The following is a 20079-nucleotide window of genomic DNA, read 5'->3' on the forward strand; positions in this document are numbered from 1 at the left end:
TCACCTATTTATTAACACTTGCCATTCTAAAATATGTATAAGGTCGCCCTTTAATTGAAATACTCAATTGGTGAATATTCTCTGGTGAAGTACATCCCGAAAAGCCACCATCACCAATAGCATGAATATCAGCACCAGTTTCTTTCATCTTTAACGCAATCAAGCGTACCGTATCTGGGTCAGCCCCTTCAACTGAACTATTCAAAAAGCTCATTGCCAGAGTGCCTGGTTTATAACTATGAATGTATTCAACTAGTTCCCGAATCATCGTGACACTGATGCCTGCTCTACTTCCTGGGGCTGGTAAATCAATACAATCAGCTCCCGCATCAATCAATTCTTTAATTATCTCTTTAGCATCTCGATTAGCCAGAGGATCTCCGAGCACCTTTTCGTTTATACCATCTTCCCATTTTCCAGCAAAGACGAATAATTGATCACCATACTTTTCCTTGATCCATTTAGTACAAGCAATTACGTCATTAATTGAAGTTCCACTACCAGGATTACCACCCAAAACAATAAAATCAACTCCCATGTCAACACATTTTTGAACATGTTCAGGTGTACAAAGCATTCCTTCACGGCGATATAAAGCTTTTTTACCACCGTCTTCAAATCCCGCTTTGGGACAACCTAAATAAATCCCAAGTGGCCTTTTACAACGTTGCCTTAAGGTTTGGTAAGATAATCCTTGAAGTCCTTTATTATTTTCCATATTATCTAAATCCATTGTATTAAGCATAACCATATCAGCACCAAAAGCAAACATCACCTCAGAATTAGTTATTCCTCTAACTAATCCTTCACCAGCAAATAATAAATGCTGTCCCATGATTACCCGCCCTTCTGATTTAAAAATTGATTCTTTCAATTCCATCGGTGTCATTTTTTCAAAATCACTGCCTGAAGCACTAATTAGTCTAATTACATCGCTCATTTTATAGTCCTCTCAATTCTTTAATTATTTCTTGATAACTCTTCTCTTTACCAAATAAAGCACTCGTTCCTAAGATAAAACCTTCTACCCCAATACTTGACAGCATAGCAATCCGCTCCGGCGAACATGCCCCATCAATCATCACTTTATAGCCAAATTCTTCTTTTTTGGCACAAAATTGTTTAAATTTATCATCAACAAAATTTAAATACTTTTGACCAGCAAAACCTGGATTAACACTCATTACCATCACATAATCGACAAGCGATAATGTTTCTTTTACACTTTCATAAGATGTCCCAGGATTTACTACGATTCCAGCTTGCGCTCCAGCATCTTTGATCATTTGCAAAGTTCTAGTTATATGCACATCACTTTCAGGATGGACATATATAATCTTTACCCCTAATTGTGCAAATTTTTTTACATATGCCCCAGGATTTACTACCATCAGATGAACATCACAAGGTTTATTTGCTGTTTTGCAAATATATTCAATATCTTGCAGTCCCATTCCAAAATTTGGAACAAAACTCCCATCCATTACATCAAGGTGAAAAATATCAATTCCACTTTCCTCTAATTTTCTTATTTCATTTTCAAGATTACCAAAATTAGCACACATCATTGATGGACATAATAGTTTTTTCATATTTTTTCTCCCCTAAATGTTTCTTAATCATTACTGCGATCGTATCCAAATAGATAAGTCAAAACAGCTGAAGCGACAAATGCAAATACCATTGCAATACAAAATCCTACAAATCCTTCACCAAAAAATAATGGGAATGATAAAACTCCAACTGGTCCCCCCGCTAAAGCTGCAGCATTAACAAATCCAGCAATCCCACCAGAAACTGCTGCACATCCAACTGCAATATAGAAAGGCTTTTTATATTTCAAATTGACCCCGTAAATAGCCGGTTCTGTAATTGAGAAGAATCCAGTTACTGCTGCTGACATTGCATTTTGTCGAATTTGTGAATTTTTTGATTTTAAAGCAACACCTAAAGCTGCACCTGCTTGTGCCCAGTTACTTGGACCAGTCACGGCATTGATAGTATTTCTTCCATACATTGCTAAATTTATTTGTCCAAGTGGAACAATTCCCCAATGTAAACCAAAAACTACTAATACCTGCCATAATCCACCTAAAAGAATTCCACAAATAGTTGGATTTAAATTATAGATCCATGTATAGCCTTCACCGATAAATGATTGTAAATAACTTGTTACTGGACCAATGATCATAAACATTAATGGCACTGTAATCAATAAAGTAATTAATGGCGTTAAAACATTTCGAGCTACTGCATGAATATATTTAGTACACAATTTTTCTAATTTTGACATGAAATATATTGTTACAATAATTGGAACAACAGAAGAACCATAACCTTGAGCTGGGAATAATACATCAAACCCAAACATTTTCATCCCTGTTTCACCTTGAACCAATCCTTGAATCGTTGGACTCACTAAAGCCAAACTAATTGCTACTGCAATATATGGATTACATTTAAATTTTTTAGCTGACGTATAAGCTAAATAAATTGGTAAAAACGAATATACTGCATTATATACTTCATTTAAAACAATGTATAAACCACTTTCAGCAGACATTCCTAAAATGCTAGTAGCAAACATCAATAAAGCCCTAATCATCCCGGCTCCAATCAATGCCGGTAAAATTGGAGTAAAAATTCCTGTAACTAATTCAATTACTTGATCAATAAATTTTCCTTTTACCTTTAAATCATCTTTTTCCACTACATCAATTTCTTTTCCTGAAATCCCTGTCAATGCTTCGATTGCATCAAAAGCTTGGGCAACCTCATTACCGATTATAACCTGGAATTGTCCCCCGCTCTCTACTACATTAATAACTCCCTCAATTTTAACAACTTTGTCTTTTGAAGCTTTTCCTTGATCTTTTAATTTAAATCTTAACCGTGTTGCACAATGAGTTAAAGAAGCAATATTTGCTTTACCACCGATATGCTCAATAATTTGAGCTGCCATCTTATTAAAATCCATAAACCCTTTCCTTAGCCAGAATGATCTCTATTCTACTATTTTCCTCTCTTATAGTTTAGATGCAATTTTCTTGCATTTATTTGCGTAAACGTTTAACCTAACTGGTAAAAAAATAACGGCGCCATCACTTTACGTAAACGTTTACCTAGATTAAAAATACCATACAAATAGGTAAATGTCAACATTTTTACGTAAACGTTTACGTAAAAATTAATAAAACCTGCTAATATTTACATTCATAGCCTATTCATGTATAATTTATATAATCTTAACAAGCAAGGAGATAACATGGATAATCATAAAAAAAAACTATCAATTAAAGATATTGCTGCAATTTCTGGAGTTAGCATTGCAACTGTTTCCAGAGTATTAAATAATAAAGGCGGATATTCAAAAGAAACAGAAGAAAAAATTAATGCTTTAGCTAAATCATATGGCTATGTTTCTAATATGAATGCCAAAAGTCTTAGAGAATCGAAATCACAGACGATTGGTTTAATCGTTCCAGACATCAGCAATGATTTTTTTGCGACTCTAGCATTACATATTGAAAATTATTCAGCAAAACATAACTACTCTGTTTTTATTTGTAATAGTGCAAATAATGTTCAAAAAGAAAAAGATTATTTTAAAAGTTTAGCAAGCAAGTGTGTCGACGGCATTATTTGTATCAGTGGTTTAAATAAATTAACAGAAGACATCATTTATAATGACATTCCCATTGTATGTATAGATCGCTATCCTGAAAATAATAAAACTATTCCTCGAATTTCTAGTGATGATATTCATGCAGCTTTTTTAGCCACTGAACATTTGATCAAAAAAGGCTGTAGAGATATTGTTTTTATTTCTAGTTTCACCGCTGATTATGAGAAAAAAGAGCGTTATTTAGGATATAAAAAAGCTTTAGATACTTACGGTATTCCACTTGATAAAAATTATATCTTACAAACTCAAGGAAAAGAACCAAGCCAAATTGAAGCTGAAATATTAATAACAGACTTTTTAAAAACACAGCGCAGGATTGATGGTATTTTTGCTTCTAGTGATTTAGCTGCCTTAGGAGCCTTGTATGCACTAAAACGAGCAAATCTTAAAGTTCCCGAACAAGTCAAATTAATCGGATTTGATAATACTTTATATTCACGGTTACCTACCCCCTCAATTTCAACAATTGAAAGGAATCCAAAGATGCTTGCTGAAAAGGGCTGTGAAGTTCTATTGAATATGATTCAAGGAAAAGACATTGGTTCGATCGATACAATTGTTCCTGTTGTCTTAGTAGAACGAGAGTCAAGTAAATAAAAACCTCCGCATCAATGATCAATCTTTTCAAAGGGGCAATGAAATAATTAAGTTTCATCAGCTCTAAATACAAGATTGTACCACTAAGCGCAGGTTTTTTAGTTATTCAGCATAATTTTGATTTCCTTGTTGAAATAACTTTTTTTGTTGATAGTTATGGTAATTTGCAAACAATAATTCCGTTAATGCAAAAAACATTGTTGGTGAAGTATATGCTGTTTCGAAAACAATAGGAAAATCACCAAAAAAGATATAAATTGGTTCATCAGCCAGCAAAGATAAACTGTTAGCATTTATCCTAGTAATCGAGATTGTTTTGCTTCCTACTGTCTTGGCCACCTTAGCAATTCTAATTACCGATTCACTTTCTCCCGTCAAAGAAATAATAATCAATAAATCATCCGCAGTGATTGCTCGTGCTAACATATTAATTTCACTATCACCATTAACTAATGTCATAATAATTCCTAATTTCAAAAATTGGCGCGACAATTCTTTTGCCACTGATCTTTGAATCGTCCCACTAGAAACTACAAAAATACGTTTAGCATGATCAATCATACGACAACAGGTATTGTAATCACGATTTTGTAATTCTCTAATCATTTTAGCGTGATTTTCAAATAATGCATAAATATTTACTGTCTTGCCTAATCCTACATCGGCAAGGGTCTGTTCATTGCGCAAGTAATATTTTAGCTCTGCAAATCCCTCTAACCCAATTTTTTTAGAAAAACGTAATATCGTTGTCCTTGAAACATTACATTTTTTTCCTAAATCTTCAATTGTGATTTTTGTGCATACTTCACGATGATTATTAATATAATTCCATATATATAAATCACTTTCATTCAAATCATCAAAATGAAGATTTACTAATTCGTTTAATTGCATCTTTTCATCCGTCCTTTATTATTTAAGTATAACAAAAAAATTTTTTGCAATAAATGATAAAATAGCGAAGTTAAAAACTTCGCTATTACTACAACAAAATTCAAATAAAGAGATATAGTAAGGGAGTGTTATTATTTGAATTCAGGCCAAAATGCTTTATTAGCTTCAATTAGGTCATCTAGAATCACTTTAGCTAAATCCGTATCAACTACTGTACGATTTAATACTAACGCCTGTAATAATTTCAATTTATTACATTCTAAGAATCCATCAACTGTTAATTTTTCATATGCATATTGATTTTCTAATAATCCTTTATAGAAAGTATCTACTGGATCCATAGCTAGTGGTTCAACACCATTTGCCCCAACCCGACAAGCTACTTCTACCATCATCTCACTATCTAAATTTGGAATACATCCTCTATTTTTAGTAATAATTAAGAAAATATCGTTTGTATTATTAGCTATTGATGTTGCTAAATCAACAATGTAAGTAGCATGAACACCGCGATTAGGATCTAATTCATATTTAGTTCCCTTTAAAGCGCCTAGTTTAATTACTTCTTTCATCATATTATAAGTATCTTTTTCTTTACCATCCATTACTTCATTTGCACGAGTGTAATTAGGATCTGATTCTTCAACAACATGACGAGGATATAAATAATATTTTAAATATGTATTTGGTAAATACTCAGGAAAATCCTTGACCATTGTTGACATAAAATTATAAGTATCTACCCATGATTTTTCGCGAACATGTTCATCTTCTGAACCTTTTTTAAAAATTTCTCCAGCCATTAGTTGCTCCCGAACAGAAGGCATTAAATCTGCTCCCGTCTTCTTATCATATAAATGAGTAAACCATCCAAAATGGTTTAGTCCAAAATATCGTGGTTCAAAATCTTTACGTTGACATCCTAATAATTTTGCATAAGCATCCATAATTGCAATTGGCATATCACAAATGTTTAAGATACGATAATCATCAGGGAAAATTCGTTTTGTTGCTTCCGCTACAATTGCTGCTGGATTTGAATAATTTAAAATCCATGCTTCTGGAGAATGTTTACGAATTTGTTTAACTAACTCAATAATTGCAGGGACACTGCGTAATCCATAGGCAAAACCACCTGCCCCACATGTTTCCTGACCAACACATCCATGTACTAATGGGATTTTTTCATCCTTTTCACGCATTGGCAAACGTCCCGCTCTAATTTGCATTAAAGCAAAATCTACATCTTTAAAAGCAACATCAGGATCAGTAGTGTAAATAAATTCTTCCAATTCAGGATAATATTCCCTCATTAAAATTTCACCATATTGTCCCATGATTTCTTGCCGTTCAGCTTCATTATCATATAGAACTACTCGCTTTAAAGGAAATACATCTTTTTTACTTGCAAGCATGGCCATTAAATCTGGATTTCGGTGACTACCACCACCAACAATTACTACATTATATTTTTTCATCTCAAATACCTTCTTTCTATGACTTTACTTTAGCACTTGCTTTAAGGTCTCACAATACTTTCAAAGCTAATCGTGCAAAGACCATATACTTAGGTATTCTTCACAAAAAAGCGTGACTTTTCACAAAAAAAGATCTAGCAATACTAGATCTTAAAGATTAACAATAAATACTTTTCCATTATATGTGATTCTAACTGATTTCTCCCCATTTGCAACAGCATCACTAACTTCAAAAACAAAATGAATCATCCCACTTTGACCCGGAGTCAATACAGTAGTGCTGGCACTAGCTAAATTACTACGATCATCTTTTTCATAAAATGAATTTGCTGGATATTCATTACTATCTTTATCAACCAATTTAGCTACAGCAATATTAGATGCTGTGATGTCACTTTCTGAAATATTTTTTATCGAAGTAGTCAAAACAACAAAACTATTTCCATCATTTTGAACTTGATAATAAGTATATAAACCAACCGGATTAGCAGGCTCCAGCTTTTTTGTAATATTTACTGCTTGTAAAGCAATTTCACCGCGACCATCTAATACAATCGTATCATTTAAATTCTTACTTTCATAATTTTTAGCAATATCCGTTAATTTAAAACTCATATTCGCTTCTTTAGGATTTTCTTCATCAACAGTAGTAAGCTTAAATTCTATATTATTTTTTAACAAACTTGGTTTAACTTCGGCATAAAAATGCACTTTATTAGTCCCCTCAGCAGCTAAACTTCCACCTTGACTAATTGTTTTTCCATCTTCACTTACCATTGCTGTTGAAGCGACATAATCAGTTTTATCAATAACAAATGTTCCCTTCAACGTACTAGATAGCTTCATTTCCTTTTTTTGTAGATTAGTCATATACATAGTCACATCAATTAATACATTTGTTGACTTAGATGGTTTATAGTATGTATAAAAACTTCCAATTACATCAGGGGTAATTTGCTGTGGTCTACTAATCGTTTCAATTTTATATGAAACTAAATCATCAAACTTATTTTCTTTTCCCATTTCAATTTTTGCCGGCTCATTCTCTTTACTCCCACCACTACACGCAGTAAGACCTAAAACCATCAAAAATACTAATAAAATTTTACTCAATCTTTTCATTATATCGACTTCCTCCCTTTAATACCTTAATTGTACTTTATTGAATTGACTTATTCAACCGCATCATTCCATCAATAAAAAAAGCATTGATATATTCAATACTTTTTTCACCCCTTAAATTTAATTATACTATAAATTATATAAAAATAAATAAAAACAACAACATTTGAAAGATGCTTGAAAAATCATCTTTTTAGGTATATATTTGAAGTAGATAAAAGGAAGAGTTCTAAAAAAACATAATAATAAAAAATTAGAACAGGAGCCTTTTAAAGAAACGTTAAAACAACATGATAATATAAGGCAAAGTAATAGAAGATGCGTAGATGAAAAGTGAAATTAAAAAGTTGTTGAAAACGTTTCGAAAATCAAAAGAATTGTGGCTGAGTAAACCACAATTCTTTTTTTATTTGAAATCTTCTTATTAACATTACTAATAATAAGTGTTACTATTAAACTAAACGTAAGGGGGTGCAAACAATGATCAAAGACGACTTTTTAACTCTAACTGCTCAAAAATTTATCAATACATATTTCACTAGCAGAAATTTTGATCAAGTCAAGAATATGTTTGCTCCAGAAGGCTCATGGCTAGGGGCTAGTAATAATACTATGGCAAACAACCTTAAACAATTTGATCAATACTTTAAAGAGGGGTGTAACGAGGGTTATGTTCCTGAAATTACCTTTCAAGATTGTTATGTTATCTACAACGACGATAATATTGGAATCGTTTATTGTAATTATCATTTACATATCGAAAGCAAAGGAGCCCTTTTTGATATGGATCAACGGGTAACGATTGTTTTAAAACAATTTAATACTACACTTAAAATTATTCATGTTCATGCCTCGACCCCCAATGATGCAATTAGTCAAGAAGAATTCTATACCAATGAAATTGCTAAACTCGGATATAAAGAGTTACAACAAGCTTTAAAGAAAAAAAATGAACAAATTGAAATGATTATCAGAACAACCGCCGGGGGAATGAAAGGTAGTCTTGATGATGAATTTTATACTTACTTTTATGTTAATGAAGAGCTCTGTAAAATGCTTGGTTATACTTATGATGAATTCATGGAAATGAGTCATGGTACTGCTGTTGGCGCAGTCTATCCACCTGATTTACCTGCTGCTTTAGCAGATTGTAAACGATGTTTTGCCATCGGACCAGAATACAAAACAGAATATCGGATTCGAAAAAAAGACGGAAGTTTATTATGGGTAATGGATAGCGGACGTAAAGTTACAGATGAAAACGGTCAAGTAGTAATAAATAGTATCATTACTGATATCTCTGAACTTAAAGAAATGGTCAATCGTTTAAAAATTGATCAAGAACGCTATGAAATTGTATCTCAGTTATCTGATGATATTATTTTTGAATATGATGTTGAAAATAATTCACTAGTATACCAACAGCTACAAGCTGATACTCCAGTCAAAAATATATTGACTAATTTTTTGACAGTTGATTTAAAAAATACTCATTTATATCATGGTGATATCGAACGCTTTAAAAAGGATTTGAAGATAATTTTATCAAATCAAGTTTCTAATGAATTATATAAATTGGAATATCGTTTTGCAATCGCACCACAAAGTTATACTTGGTACCGTCTAACTTTTCGACGGATATTTGATAATGATAATAAATTAACTAAAGTTGTCGGCAAAGTTGTTGATATTTCCTCAGAATTACGATTAAAACACCAGTCAATAACAGATCCCCTAACCGGAACATATAACCGTTTATATATTACTAGCGCGATTCAAGAATATTGTCATATCTTAAAAAATAATCTTTCCTATGCTTGTATCTTAATTGACATTGATTATTTTAAAAAAATCAATGATACTTATGGTCATATCATCGGTGATCGTTTTCTAATTGAAATTGTAAAAATAATTAAGTGTTTCTTTCGAGCAAGTGATTTAATTGGAAGAATTGGTGGTGATGAATTTTTAATCTTTATCAAAGATATATATGATAAAGAGATCGTCCGCGAAAAGGCAAATGCTTTAATTAAAAAAATTCATGAATATGTCACTGCCAATAACTATCCTAAAGAAATTAGTATTTCTATGGGAATTCATATCGATAATCGACCAGAGATATCTTTTACTGAATTATATAATAAAGTTGATATTGCTCTATATAATGCTAAACACAATGGACGAGATCGTTATGTCTATTACCATGAAGGTATGACTTATCCTAAATAATTGTTAAAGACCATATAAAATGAAGCGCCCCTAAAAGCTCGACATAGCCAACTAAAAGGGGTTGCTTCAAGATTTACATAGTCTTTAATTATCATTATTACTTTTGTTTTCTTCTCATATTCTAACTCACTTGACCTTCTTTATAAGTTAAGCGTTTTAGTTTTAATTTGATCACAAAAATATTTATCATGTTCAACAAATAATACTGTCGGTTTAAATATTAGCAATAATTCCTGAACCTGCATTCGCGTAAAAATATCTAAATAATTTAATGGTTCATCTAAAATAAATAAATGAGCTTCTTGGCATAACACTCCCGCTAACATTACTTTTTTCTTTTGACCTTTACTATAAGTACTAATCTCCTGAGTAAATAGTTCGCGAGAAAAATCTAATTTTCTTAAAATAGCTTTAAACAAACTTAAATCAATATCAAGACTATTTGCATAATCATCCAGCTTTCCTTTTAAATGACTATCATCTTGACTTAGATACGCTATTTTTAGATTATTTCCAATATTTACCTTTCCTTGATAATTATTACTTTCTTTCATAATAATTTTAATTATACTTGTCTTCCCTGAACCATTTTTTCCAGCAAGATTAAGTCGATCTCCCTGATTAATATCAAAACTTAAATTTTCAACAATAATATGTTTATCATAACTAATCGTAACATGATTAAAATAACATAGTTGCTGTTTTGAGTATTCAAGTGGAAAGATCTTTAATTTTTCGATTGTTTCAATATTTTTTAATAAATCACTTTTTTCTTCGATTGCTTTACTTTGACGTCGTTCAATATTTTTAGAGCGTTGCATCATTTTAGCTGCTTTATGACCAACATAACCTTTATCTGGTTTTAAACCAGCAACCTTTACACTTTTAGTAGCTTCCACTTTATTTGACCAATCTTCATTTTGACGAGCTGCCTTTTTCAAACGCCCAATATCTTTTTTTAACTGCTCATTCTTTTCTATTTCCCTCTTATCATTATTCATTTTCAAATCATACCAAAGGGAAAAATTCCCTTTTATCACTTCGATACTATTACGATTTATAGCTAAGACATGATCTATACAACGATCTAAAAAATCACGATCATGGCTTACCAATATAAAACTTTTCTTTCGTTTCAAATATTTACTTAGTAAAAGTCGACCGTGATAATCCAAATGATTTGTTGGTTCATCAATTAAAATAAAATCATGAGGCTTGCAAAAAAGAATGGCCAATAATACTTTAGTTTGTTGTCCTTTTGATAAGGTAGCGAAATTTTGTTCTAAAACCTCATTTTCCACATCAAGTAATGATAATTCTCTTTGTACTTCCCATAATTCAAATTCACCAAGAATATTCTCAACAATTTTTAAAGTCCTAATATTTTCATTTTCAATATGATACGGAAAATAGTCAAAGATATAATTAGGGGTAATATAGCCCCGATATTCATATTTAGACATCAATAATTCTAACAACGTAGTCTTCCCTTTACCATTTCGACCAATCAATCCAAGTTTCCAATTTGTATCAATTTGAAAACTAACATTATCAAATACCTTTTCAATCTGATTATCATATTTAAACGATAAATTCTTTACGTCTAATAAACCCATTTCCACTCCTCCTAACAATATAAAAAGCTACAAGAAAATATACACTCGTAGCTTAAATAGAATCTTAGAATCGGATTTAGTTAAAAGGATATATTTTCTCGCGCACAAAAACAGTAACTCAAAGTATACTGTTATTAAATTTTAGCAAGAAAATTTATACATCCTTCCACCTCGTTTCTATATAATCATATCAAATTTATTTAATAATACAAGGCTTTTATTGATACTTACTATCAATCATATCAATAAAACATTCTAAAGCACCAATCTCATCATTAAAATAATATAAACTTAAGATATCTTGTTTTGAATAATGATTTTTAATGAATCGATAAAAAACATCCCGCTTGTATGGAGGTAATAAATTTATATCCAAATGCTGCTCATCAACAAATTTTTCTACTTGTTCCATCATTAAATCATATTCATCAATCAAACAATCCTGCCCATAATTTCGTGCCATGTATTCAGCATAACCTAAAAATAGTTGTTTAAACCTTTCACCATCAATATTTTTAATATATTCCTTTAAACACATGACCAATAATTGTATATCTTTTTCTGACATCTTATCACCAATTAAATTATTAACAAGAAAAGCATCTTTTATTATAGATGCTTAAATAATCGATTGTTTTTTTATGACAAGATTTGTTTTTAAAGAATCTTTACAAATCAGTTGTAAACCAATTAAAATATACTCACTTAAATTAGTTACTTTTTTTATCTTAGGAAGATATTTAGCCGGAACCATCTGTTTCAATGTTTCATCTAAATCACTAGCACGCTCAAGATTAGTACAACTAATAGCTACGATTTCGGGATTTACGATCGCGGTTAAACAAATTACAATCTTACTCAACAATTCAATCGTTCCGTGGGGAGACTGAAGCAATTTCAATTGATCATCTTGACTCAAGGGTAAATATTGTATCTCACCAGCACAATTAGTTTTACCTGTTACAAGTTGACCGTTAATTACTGTTCCAACACCACCATACCCTTCACCTGGTTGAAATAACAGACAGACATTTTCATAATTTTTTTCTGCTAGATAAAAACCAATTACTGCTGTATTTACATCATTACCCAATATGATCACTTGACTATATTTATTGGTTAGTAATGAATATAAATCAATATCATTAAAATTTGTTAATCCAGTTGAAGTAACTCGCCCATCATTAATAATCCCTGGCATACTTATTCCAATAACTTTTATATTATCAAACTTAGCTAAAACGATGTTAATAATATCATAAATATCATTAACTTTAACTTCCTTTTTGATTACTTCATCACTAAAAACTATTTCATCTGCCAGATTATAAACCCGATAAATCAAGTGTACCCGCCGGTATTCTTTATTAACCGAAATCGTTAGCATCCGAGAATAATCGCTATTCAAAGAATAAACAACACTCTTTCTTCCTCCCGTCGATTCTAACTCACCATCTTTTAATACTTCATTACTTGCCAGCAATTCCTTTAAAATATTTGTAATTGTAGCTAAACTTAGCCCAGTCGCTAAAGCTAATTGATTTTTAGTACAAGTTTCTTGCTCCATAAAAATATCCATGACTTTATCCCGATTTATTTGTCGTAGATTTTTAGTATTACTGATATTCATAGGTTATTTTTCCTCCTTGTTTTGATACCAATCATAAATGATTTTTAATGCTCCTGAATAATCATTTGTTGCAAAAATGCGTGTTGGTATCGTTACTACCTCTTTATCTGGCAAACGTCGCTTAGCTTGTGGCAGCATATAAGCAACTTGCGGTGCAATTAAAATAATATCATAATCATTAGCAATCTCAAATAAGCGTGAATATCCTGTTGCAAAAATCTCATATGATAGATTTTCCAATTTTGCCAGCTCTTGCATTTTACTTGCAAATAAAGTTGTTGTCAGACCACCGCTACAGCATAATAAAACTCTTATTTGCGGCCGATTAGTTGCTTCTAATGCACAATTAATCATTTCTTTAAACAACTCCACTGCATGATTAAAATGTGTTAATTGAAAATGAAGATAAAAGATTTTTTCCTTTGTTTGACGATCATTTAACTCTTCCTCAAAAATTCCCTTGCCATAATAAATTATTTTCCCAATTACTATTTCATTACTGATGATGATCGTATTATTATCATTGTCATCAACTTTGATATTTAAACTATAATGATTGTTTTGCATTAATATCCATTTTAAATAAATCGATGCATTGATTCCCTGCAAGAACTCATCCATTATGAGCACCTCCCCTAACTTATGACAAGTATTGTCATAAGTATTATAATATATTTTGTATCCGTTTACAATCAATCTATTAAGTTAATAAAACAGGCACTAATTTTGTTAATAAAACTAGCGCCTCTGAACAATACTGCTATTTGCTTAATTCTTCAATTTGATGGTTTAAATAATTATTACAGTTAAAAATTCTTTAACAACTATCATTTTTTGCTCATCTTGTCATTTTAAAAAAGTTATATCACGTTCAATATACTTTTGATGTCGTGCCTGCTGCTCTAAAAATAAATGTTCTCTGGCAACTGTAAGTTTAAAATATATCTCTTTTTTATTATTATCATTTTGATATGTTGTTATTAAATTATTAGAAACTAATTTTTTGATAATTTTACTAATTCCCCACGAGTCATTTTTAGGTGTTCTGCTATTTTTGTAATGTTAGGCCCATCAAGAATTCCAATTGCATCAAGACAATGAATTACTGAATAACCATAACCTTGCAAACTGCTGCTTTGGGTTAGCTTTGATAATATATCTTGTTTTTCGTATAGTTCAGTAAATAAATCGAGAATCACTTGCATTTTAATCTACCTTGGCAACTACCCGACATGGCAAGCCTGTCATTTCACTAAATTTCATCGGATAAGTATTTATAGTAAACTCATTTTGCATTAATAAACTTTCTAGATTATCTAAATTTTCAACAACAAATGCATTATGATCAGCACAATATTGATCCATCGGCGTATGTTCTTTACCGCGACGAATCCCAGCACAATCAATTCCAATAATACTAACTTTCTTATCTAACAATTTTTCAATCAGATTATTTGATAATTGAGGGTGGGCTTGAAAATATTCTTTAGTACCATATCCTGCCTTTTCTAAAAATCCTGTATAAAAAATCACAAAATCACCAGATCTAATTTTTTCCAAATCAATCACTTCAATTTCATCAATACCTCGGACATCAAAAATAACTCCATTTCTTTCTAAATAAGATAATGGAAACTCTTTGTTCATCACATCAAAATGAGTGCCTAAATGCCCAAAATTAGCTTTACTTTCATTTCCTTTAGCATCCTGAGTTAGTTTTGGAGTAACTTCTAAAGTTAAATCAATAAACATATTCTTCCTCCTTATATTGTTTCTTTGGAAACAATTCTACAGCATATTTACAACCTTTTTGTCATTCTTGATTAGATCACGTTTATTCTTACCATCAAGTACTAATCTAAAAACAACAAACTTACATTCTTTCGTACTACGATTAATCAATGTATGAATACTATCTTTAACTAATATTAAATCATTTGGCTGAACTCTTTGCCGCATTCTCTTATCATTATCTAAATAGTGGATTTCTATCTCTCCTTCAATAATTAAGATTACTTCCTCGATAGCTTGATGAAAATGCCATACTTGTTCAGTTTGCGGTGGTAAACTGTTTAAGTGAACTTCATACTCGTCAAACAAATAATAGGCAACATGAGTTCCATCTTTTTTATTTACGATGATTGCATCATCAGGCTTTTTAATTATTAGTCCCATTGTTTTATCATATACCTTTCTTTGGTTTTAAATCCTAGTTTTTGATATAGTGCGATTGCATCTTTTGAAGAATTCAAGCAAATCATTCCACATTTACCTTGTCCTTTTGTTAATAAGTCACTAACAATTCTACTAGCAATACCTTGATGACGATATTTTTCATCTACCCATATATTTGTTAACTGCCCCATAATTCCTGAAGGATTTTCATTTGATGGCATTAAGGAATATAAGTATAATGTTCCTGAAGCAGCCAATAATTCATTATCAAATCCTAATAATGTAAAACAGGTACCATTGATAATACCTGTTTTGTAGAAATCACGAATCTTGTTAATTGTCTGTGGTAAGATTTCCTGATTAGAAAACAGTCTTAAATCACGTGTCCTTAACTCCACTAAAAAATCTAAATCATTTATATCAGCATAACGAAAATTTAACATTATTATCACTCACTTTCACTATTATTCATTATATCATGAAAGCTTTACTTCTGATATTCCTTTAACAATAATCTTAATTATCATTTTCTTTTTCTATTTCTTTTATCTTAGCATTATATTTTTTAGCTTCATTTCGATTATAAAAATAAAAACCCGTCCAAATACTTGTAAAGATAATAATTGCCATTAATATAAAAGTGATAACATAGCCGATATTGCTAATTGGCATCCATCCCAATTTATATGCTATTAATAAATATCCACCCAGCCCAATCGTAAAATGAAAAGCTATTTGTTTTCTTAAACTTAAACTTTCAATTTTATAAACATATGAAGTCGAACCACAACAAACTCCAACTACCATTGCTCCTACTGCATGCATGACAAAATTTTCCATCAAAGGTTCTAAAAACGTGCTGCCAATCACTGTATAACCAATTAGATTTATTACTACCAAAAACGTACATCCCCAAGCAATCCCACCAAAAAAATAACTCACTAAATCTTTAAAGCGCATTCTCTACACCCCCAATCTTTCTTTAAACAGTTTTCGATAACTACGGGTTATGATTTCTTCAAGACCATTCTTCATAACTATTTCCATCGTTCCATTAAAAGATGCTTCAACATGATTAATACGCTTAATATTGATGATTGCAAATTTTGATATACGTACAAAATCTTTTCCTAATTGTTCTTGTACTTCATAGAGCGGTTTATTTAAAACATAGCGTTCTTTTTTCAAATCATATAATGCTAATTCTCGCCCTTCAGTACGAATCAGCTCAATTTTTACTGGATCGATTATATAGATCTTACCATTGTTTTGAGCCGTAAAAATCATTTCTTCACACTCTTTTTCCAAAATTGTAATCGCAGCTTGAAGCGATGGTGTCAGCTTAGCTACATTTATCACTGCCCAAGGCTCTTGACAATTAGGATCAATCTTTAATTCAACTTTCACGCTTTTCACACCTTTCTTTAATACATCTATTATATCATAATCATTTATTAGCTTCGTGCATTTTACCTTTCTATTTGGTAACTTGAAAGTTAATAACTACATGATAAACATTAATTCTCTGCATATCTATACCATAAAAAAACAGCACCATAAAGTGCTGTTCTCTATTCTTGAGCATTGGAGTTATCAAGATATTGGTCATCATATTCCATAATATGATTTTCATAATCAATTTCATCTTGATCTTTAATTTCTTTATCTCTGCGTTTCACTTAGCAGCTCACCTCATTACTAGTATGCGCATTAAAGCATAATTAAATCCAACAAATAAGAACTTAAGGTTGCAATCGTAGAACCCATAATTATTATCCCCGTAATAACCGTTAAAATTCCTTTACCACTAAAATTCATTTCTTTGTTTTCCATAATCTTTCCCTCCATCATTAGTATCTATTTATTCATCTTTTTATATCAATATTTTTTAAGTGTCTTTATAAGACACTTTTAATATACATCCATTCCATTATTTTGTCAACAAAAAGTATCTTTTTTCGACACTTTTGTTAATTAATGATTGCACAACTAGTTATTTAATAGTAAAATTAAGACACAAGGAGTGAATACAAATGACCGGTGAACGAATAAAAAAATTACGTAAAGAAAAAGGCTTAACTCAAGAGCAATTAGGTAACTTACTTGGGGTTAAAAAATCAGCCATCGCAAAATATGAAAACAATCGAGTTGAGAATTTAAAAAAGGACACGATTCAAAAACTATCTGAAATTTTTGATGTTCCTGCTTCATACTTTTTAGGAATTGACGAGAGCAATCAACCTATTATTACTGATTCAATTACTATTCCTTTATACAGTGATATTAGTTGTGGAACTGGTCTTTTTGTTGATGACAATGTTGATGAATATATATCCTTACCTGAAACATTACTTTCACCCAGTAAAGAATATTTTTGTCAATATGCCGATGGTGACAGCATGATCAATGAAAATATCAATCAAGGTGATTTAATTGTATTTGAAAAAAGTAATCAAATTAGAAATGGTGAGGTTGGCTGCTTTACAATCGATGATAATGTTGCTACATGTAAAAAATTCTACCGTGATGATAATAATCACTGCATTATATTACAACCAGCTAATCCTGAATATACACCCATTGTAATAAATCAAGAAAGTCAAGCCGGCTTTAGAGTAATAGGTAAACTAACTTTAGTTATTAATAAAAGGTAGTTTACCTTTTTTCGTGTAAAAAAAAGCCTAGCAATACTAGGCAAGATCCAATACTTCTTTAATTTTAATTAAGACTCCCTGTTCATCATTGGATCTAGTTGTACCATAAGCAATCTCCTTAATTGGCAGAACTGCATTATCCATGGCATAACCATATTTCACTTGCTGTAATAACTCATAATCATTCATTTGATCCCCAAAAGCCATACATTCATCAGGTTCTATTTCATAGATTGCTTGTAAAAAACGCATTCCAACACCTTTGTTAATATCACGATTATGAATATCCATCCACATATTTCCTGCTGTTACAACCTTAACTGCGACTGGTAAATGCGGCTCCAATGCTTGCAAATATTTTTCTATCTGTTCTTCTGGATCATTAATAGAAATCTTCATGATTTCATCATCGATATGATCGAATGAATCAACAAATTGATAATTACAATAATGTAATCTCACCAATGATTCAAAATGCTTATCACGGCTTAAGACATAAGCCCCTTTCCGACCACACATGATCATAAATAAATTATCATATGGGGCTAATGCTGTTTTGATCAATTCAACATTATCGTGTGTAATTGTATTACAATACAATTCTGTCGCTCCCTCTGCGATGTAACAACCATTTTCAGCAATAAAATACATTTGTTCACTTAATGGTAAAAATTTTTGATATAATCGATAATACTGATTACCACTAGCAATTACAAATTTGATTCCCTTTTCCTTTAGTTTATAAAATATATCAATAAATTCCGGATCAAAACGTTTATCTGAATCCAAAAATGTTCCATCCATATCTGTTGCAATTAATTTTATCATCATAGCCTCCTTATCAGGATGTAGTATAGCATAATCTCTATTTAGATAAAAGAAAAAGGTGCCAAAATATAGTGATCATTTCTAGTTGCTCACTCAACTTTTAAAGTTCACTACAAATAGCACCCTCTTATTTAACTACTTCACCATCCCAATCAATGATTCCACCAAAATCAATAACATTTTCATAACCAAGTTTAATCAATTTGTTTGCAGCCTGACGACTTCTACTTCCACTGCGACAATATACTAATATTTCTTGTGATTTATCTGGTAACTCTGCAATTTCTTTATTAGAAATTAATTCATTGGGAATACAGATAGCATTTTTTATATGCCCGGTCTTATATTCATCTACTGTTCTTACATCAATAATGATAATATTACTTTCTTCATCCATAATCTTTTGAGCTTCACTCGCCGAAATCCTTTGATAAGCAGTTTCTTGGCGATGATTACGATACACTAATAAAACAATAATAATGATAACTAAAATACCAATAATTAATTGCATCTGTCTTTTATTCACTCTCAATCTCTCTTAACATTCGCTCAGCATCATCTGCTGCTTTAACCTTTGTAAATGCCTTTTCTATAATACCTTCTTCATTAATTAAATATGTAGTTCGCACTACACCCATAACCATTCGACCATACATATTTTTTTCTTTCCAAACATCATAAGCTTGTAAAACATCTAATTCTGGATTAGCTAATAAAATAAATGGAAGCTGATATTTTTCTTCAAATTTTTTATGTGATACAACCGTATCTTTACTAATCCCAATAATTATTGTGTCTTTTTCTTTGAATCGAGGATAGTTTTGAGCATATCCACAAGCTTGTTTAGTGCAGCCTGGCGTATTATCTTTACTATAAAAATATAAAATTATTTTCTTTCCAACAAAATTACTCAATGAAACACTGTCACCATTTTGATCTAATAAGGTAAAATCTGGAGCAATACTTCCCACTTCTAACATCTTTTATTTCTCTCCTTTATTTTTCTCTAATAAATAGCATACCTATTTTTGATACCAAATGCAAATATTATGACTTATAAATATTATACGATTATATCAACATTTTATACTATTTATCATCAGTTATCTGAGCATTCTTTCACCACTGATTTTTAAACTTCTTAAACCACTCATTTTTCTTTAATAAAAAG

Annotated in this window: 23 protein-coding genes; 3 read left to right on the forward strand and 20 right to left on the reverse strand. The window is 30.9% G+C overall.

The window, feature by feature from the left end; genetic code table 11:
- Positions 1-4: 4 nt before the first annotated feature.
- Genes EYR00_RS11600 through EYR00_RS11610 form a run of 3 tightly spaced genes read right to left on the reverse strand, consistent with a single transcriptional unit; the run spans position 5 to position 2977 of the window.
- A complete protein-coding gene (locus EYR00_RS11600) occupies positions 5-940 on the reverse strand; it encodes a DUF7916 family protein (protein WP_003536001.1) in 936 nt (311 codons plus the stop codon).
- A gap of 1 nt (position 941) precedes the next feature.
- Positions 942-1592, reverse strand: coding sequence for a ribulose-phosphate 3-epimerase (locus EYR00_RS11605; RefSeq protein WP_003536000.1), 651 nt, complete (start codon positions 1590-1592; stop codon positions 942-944).
- Positions 1593-1615: 23 nt separating this feature from the next.
- Positions 1616-2977 (reverse strand): PTS transporter subunit EIIC, encoded by a 1362-nt coding sequence (locus tag EYR00_RS11610; protein WP_003535999.1) that lies wholly within the window; start codon positions 2975-2977, stop codon positions 1616-1618.
- 288 nt (positions 2978-3265) lie between these two features.
- On the opposite strand from EYR00_RS11610, the gene EYR00_RS11615 reads away from it, so the two are divergent.
- A complete protein-coding gene (locus EYR00_RS11615) occupies positions 3266-4282 on the forward strand; it encodes a LacI family DNA-binding transcriptional regulator (RefSeq protein WP_008791259.1) in 1017 nt (338 codons plus the stop codon).
- Between the two features lie 102 nt (positions 4283-4384).
- On the opposite strand, the gene EYR00_RS11620 is transcribed toward EYR00_RS11615, so the two are convergent.
- The 3 genes from EYR00_RS11620 to EYR00_RS11630 form a co-directional block, all read right to left on the reverse strand.
- A complete protein-coding gene (locus EYR00_RS11620; protein ID WP_003535997.1) occupies positions 4385-5176 on the reverse strand; it encodes a MurR/RpiR family transcriptional regulator in 792 nt (263 codons plus the stop codon).
- A 131-nt stretch (positions 5177-5307) separates the two neighbouring features.
- Complete coding sequence (locus EYR00_RS11625) at positions 5308-6654, reverse strand: 6-phospho-alpha-glucosidase (RefSeq protein WP_003535996.1); 1347 nt, start codon at positions 6652-6654, stop codon at positions 5308-5310.
- Between the two features lie 150 nt (positions 6655-6804).
- Positions 6805-7776 carry a DUF4352 domain-containing protein gene (locus EYR00_RS11630; protein ID WP_003535995.1) on the reverse strand — a complete coding sequence of 324 codons (972 nt, stop codon included), beginning with the start codon at positions 7774-7776 and terminating at the stop codon, positions 6805-6807.
- A 480-nt stretch (positions 7777-8256) separates the two neighbouring features.
- On the opposite strand from EYR00_RS11630, the gene EYR00_RS11635 reads away from it, so the two are divergent.
- Positions 8257-10005: a diguanylate cyclase domain-containing protein gene (locus EYR00_RS11635; RefSeq protein ID WP_003535992.1), complete on the forward strand. Its 1749-nt coding sequence runs from the start codon at positions 8257-8259 to the stop codon at positions 10003-10005.
- Positions 10006-10145: 140 nt separating this feature from the next.
- On the opposite strand, the gene abc-f is transcribed toward EYR00_RS11635, so the two are convergent.
- From abc-f to EYR00_RS15900, 11 genes are all read right to left on the reverse strand, one after another.
- Entirely contained in the window at positions 10146-11621 is a 1476-nt protein-coding gene (gene abc-f, locus EYR00_RS11640; RefSeq protein WP_008791255.1) for a ribosomal protection-like ABC-F family protein, read from the reverse strand.
- A 217-nt stretch (positions 11622-11838) separates the two neighbouring features.
- The gene (locus EYR00_RS11645) at positions 11839-12189 is read right to left on the reverse strand and encodes a hypothetical protein (RefSeq protein WP_003535988.1); all 351 of its coding nucleotides are present in this window, start codon (positions 12187-12189) and stop codon (positions 11839-11841) included.
- A 51-nt stretch (positions 12190-12240) separates the two neighbouring features.
- On the reverse strand, positions 12241-13251 hold the full coding sequence (locus tag EYR00_RS11650) for an ROK family protein (protein ID WP_003535986.1): 1011 nt from the start codon (positions 13249-13251) through the stop codon (positions 12241-12243).
- Between the two features lie 3 nt (positions 13252-13254).
- A complete protein-coding gene (locus EYR00_RS11655; protein ID WP_003535984.1) occupies positions 13255-13872 on the reverse strand; it encodes a PTS sugar transporter subunit IIB in 618 nt (205 codons plus the stop codon).
- A gap of 374 nt (positions 13873-14246) precedes the next feature.
- A complete protein-coding gene (locus tag EYR00_RS11660; RefSeq protein ID WP_003535982.1) occupies positions 14247-14456 on the reverse strand; it encodes a hypothetical protein in 210 nt (69 codons plus the stop codon).
- Between the two features lies 1 nt (position 14457).
- Positions 14458-15003: a cyclase family protein gene (locus EYR00_RS11665; RefSeq protein WP_003535980.1), complete on the reverse strand. Its 546-nt coding sequence runs from the start codon at positions 15001-15003 to the stop codon at positions 14458-14460.
- 36 nt (positions 15004-15039) lie between these two features.
- Entirely contained in the window at positions 15040-15426 is a 387-nt protein-coding gene (locus EYR00_RS11670) for a cupin domain-containing protein (protein ID WP_003535978.1), read from the reverse strand.
- The gene (locus tag EYR00_RS11675; RefSeq protein WP_003535975.1) at positions 15417-15869 is read right to left on the reverse strand and encodes a GNAT family N-acetyltransferase; all 453 of its coding nucleotides are present in this window, start codon (positions 15867-15869) and stop codon (positions 15417-15419) included. The genes EYR00_RS11670 and EYR00_RS11675 overlap by 10 nt, the downstream gene beginning before the upstream one ends.
- Before the next feature lie 73 nt (positions 15870-15942).
- Positions 15943-16386: a DUF3021 domain-containing protein gene (locus tag EYR00_RS11680; protein WP_003535973.1), complete on the reverse strand. Its 444-nt coding sequence runs from the start codon at positions 16384-16386 to the stop codon at positions 15943-15945.
- A 3-nt stretch (positions 16387-16389) separates the two neighbouring features.
- Entirely contained in the window at positions 16390-16833 is a 444-nt protein-coding gene (locus EYR00_RS11685) for a LytTR family DNA-binding domain-containing protein (protein ID WP_003535972.1), read from the reverse strand.
- Between the two features lie 303 nt (positions 16834-17136).
- Positions 17137-17259 (reverse strand): hypothetical protein, encoded by a 123-nt coding sequence (locus EYR00_RS15900; RefSeq protein ID WP_008791252.1) that lies wholly within the window; start codon positions 17257-17259, stop codon positions 17137-17139.
- Between the two features lie 200 nt (positions 17260-17459).
- Between EYR00_RS15900 and EYR00_RS11690 the strand changes: the two genes are divergently transcribed.
- Entirely contained in the window at positions 17460-18080 is a 621-nt protein-coding gene (locus EYR00_RS11690) for a LexA family protein (RefSeq protein ID WP_003535968.1), read from the forward strand.
- A gap of 36 nt (positions 18081-18116) precedes the next feature.
- On the opposite strand, the gene EYR00_RS11695 is transcribed toward EYR00_RS11690, so the two are convergent.
- The 3 genes from EYR00_RS11695 to bcp form a co-directional block, all read right to left on the reverse strand.
- Positions 18117-18908: a Cof-type HAD-IIB family hydrolase gene (locus EYR00_RS11695; protein WP_003535965.1), complete on the reverse strand. Its 792-nt coding sequence runs from the start codon at positions 18906-18908 to the stop codon at positions 18117-18119.
- 127 nt (positions 18909-19035) lie between these two features.
- On the reverse strand, positions 19036-19434 hold the full coding sequence (locus EYR00_RS11700) for a rhodanese-like domain-containing protein (RefSeq protein WP_003535963.1): 399 nt from the start codon (positions 19432-19434) through the stop codon (positions 19036-19038).
- Entirely contained in the window at positions 19427-19888 is a 462-nt protein-coding gene (gene bcp / locus EYR00_RS11705; protein ID WP_003535961.1) for a thioredoxin-dependent thiol peroxidase, read from the reverse strand. Before bcp ends, EYR00_RS11700 begins: the two co-directional genes overlap by 8 nt.
- Between the last annotated feature and the right edge of the window lie 191 nt (positions 19889-20079).

Source organism: Thomasclavelia ramosa DSM 1402 (assembly GCF_014131695.1).
Classification (GTDB): Bacteria; Bacillota_I; Bacilli_A; order Erysipelotrichales; family Coprobacillaceae; genus Thomasclavelia; species Thomasclavelia ramosa.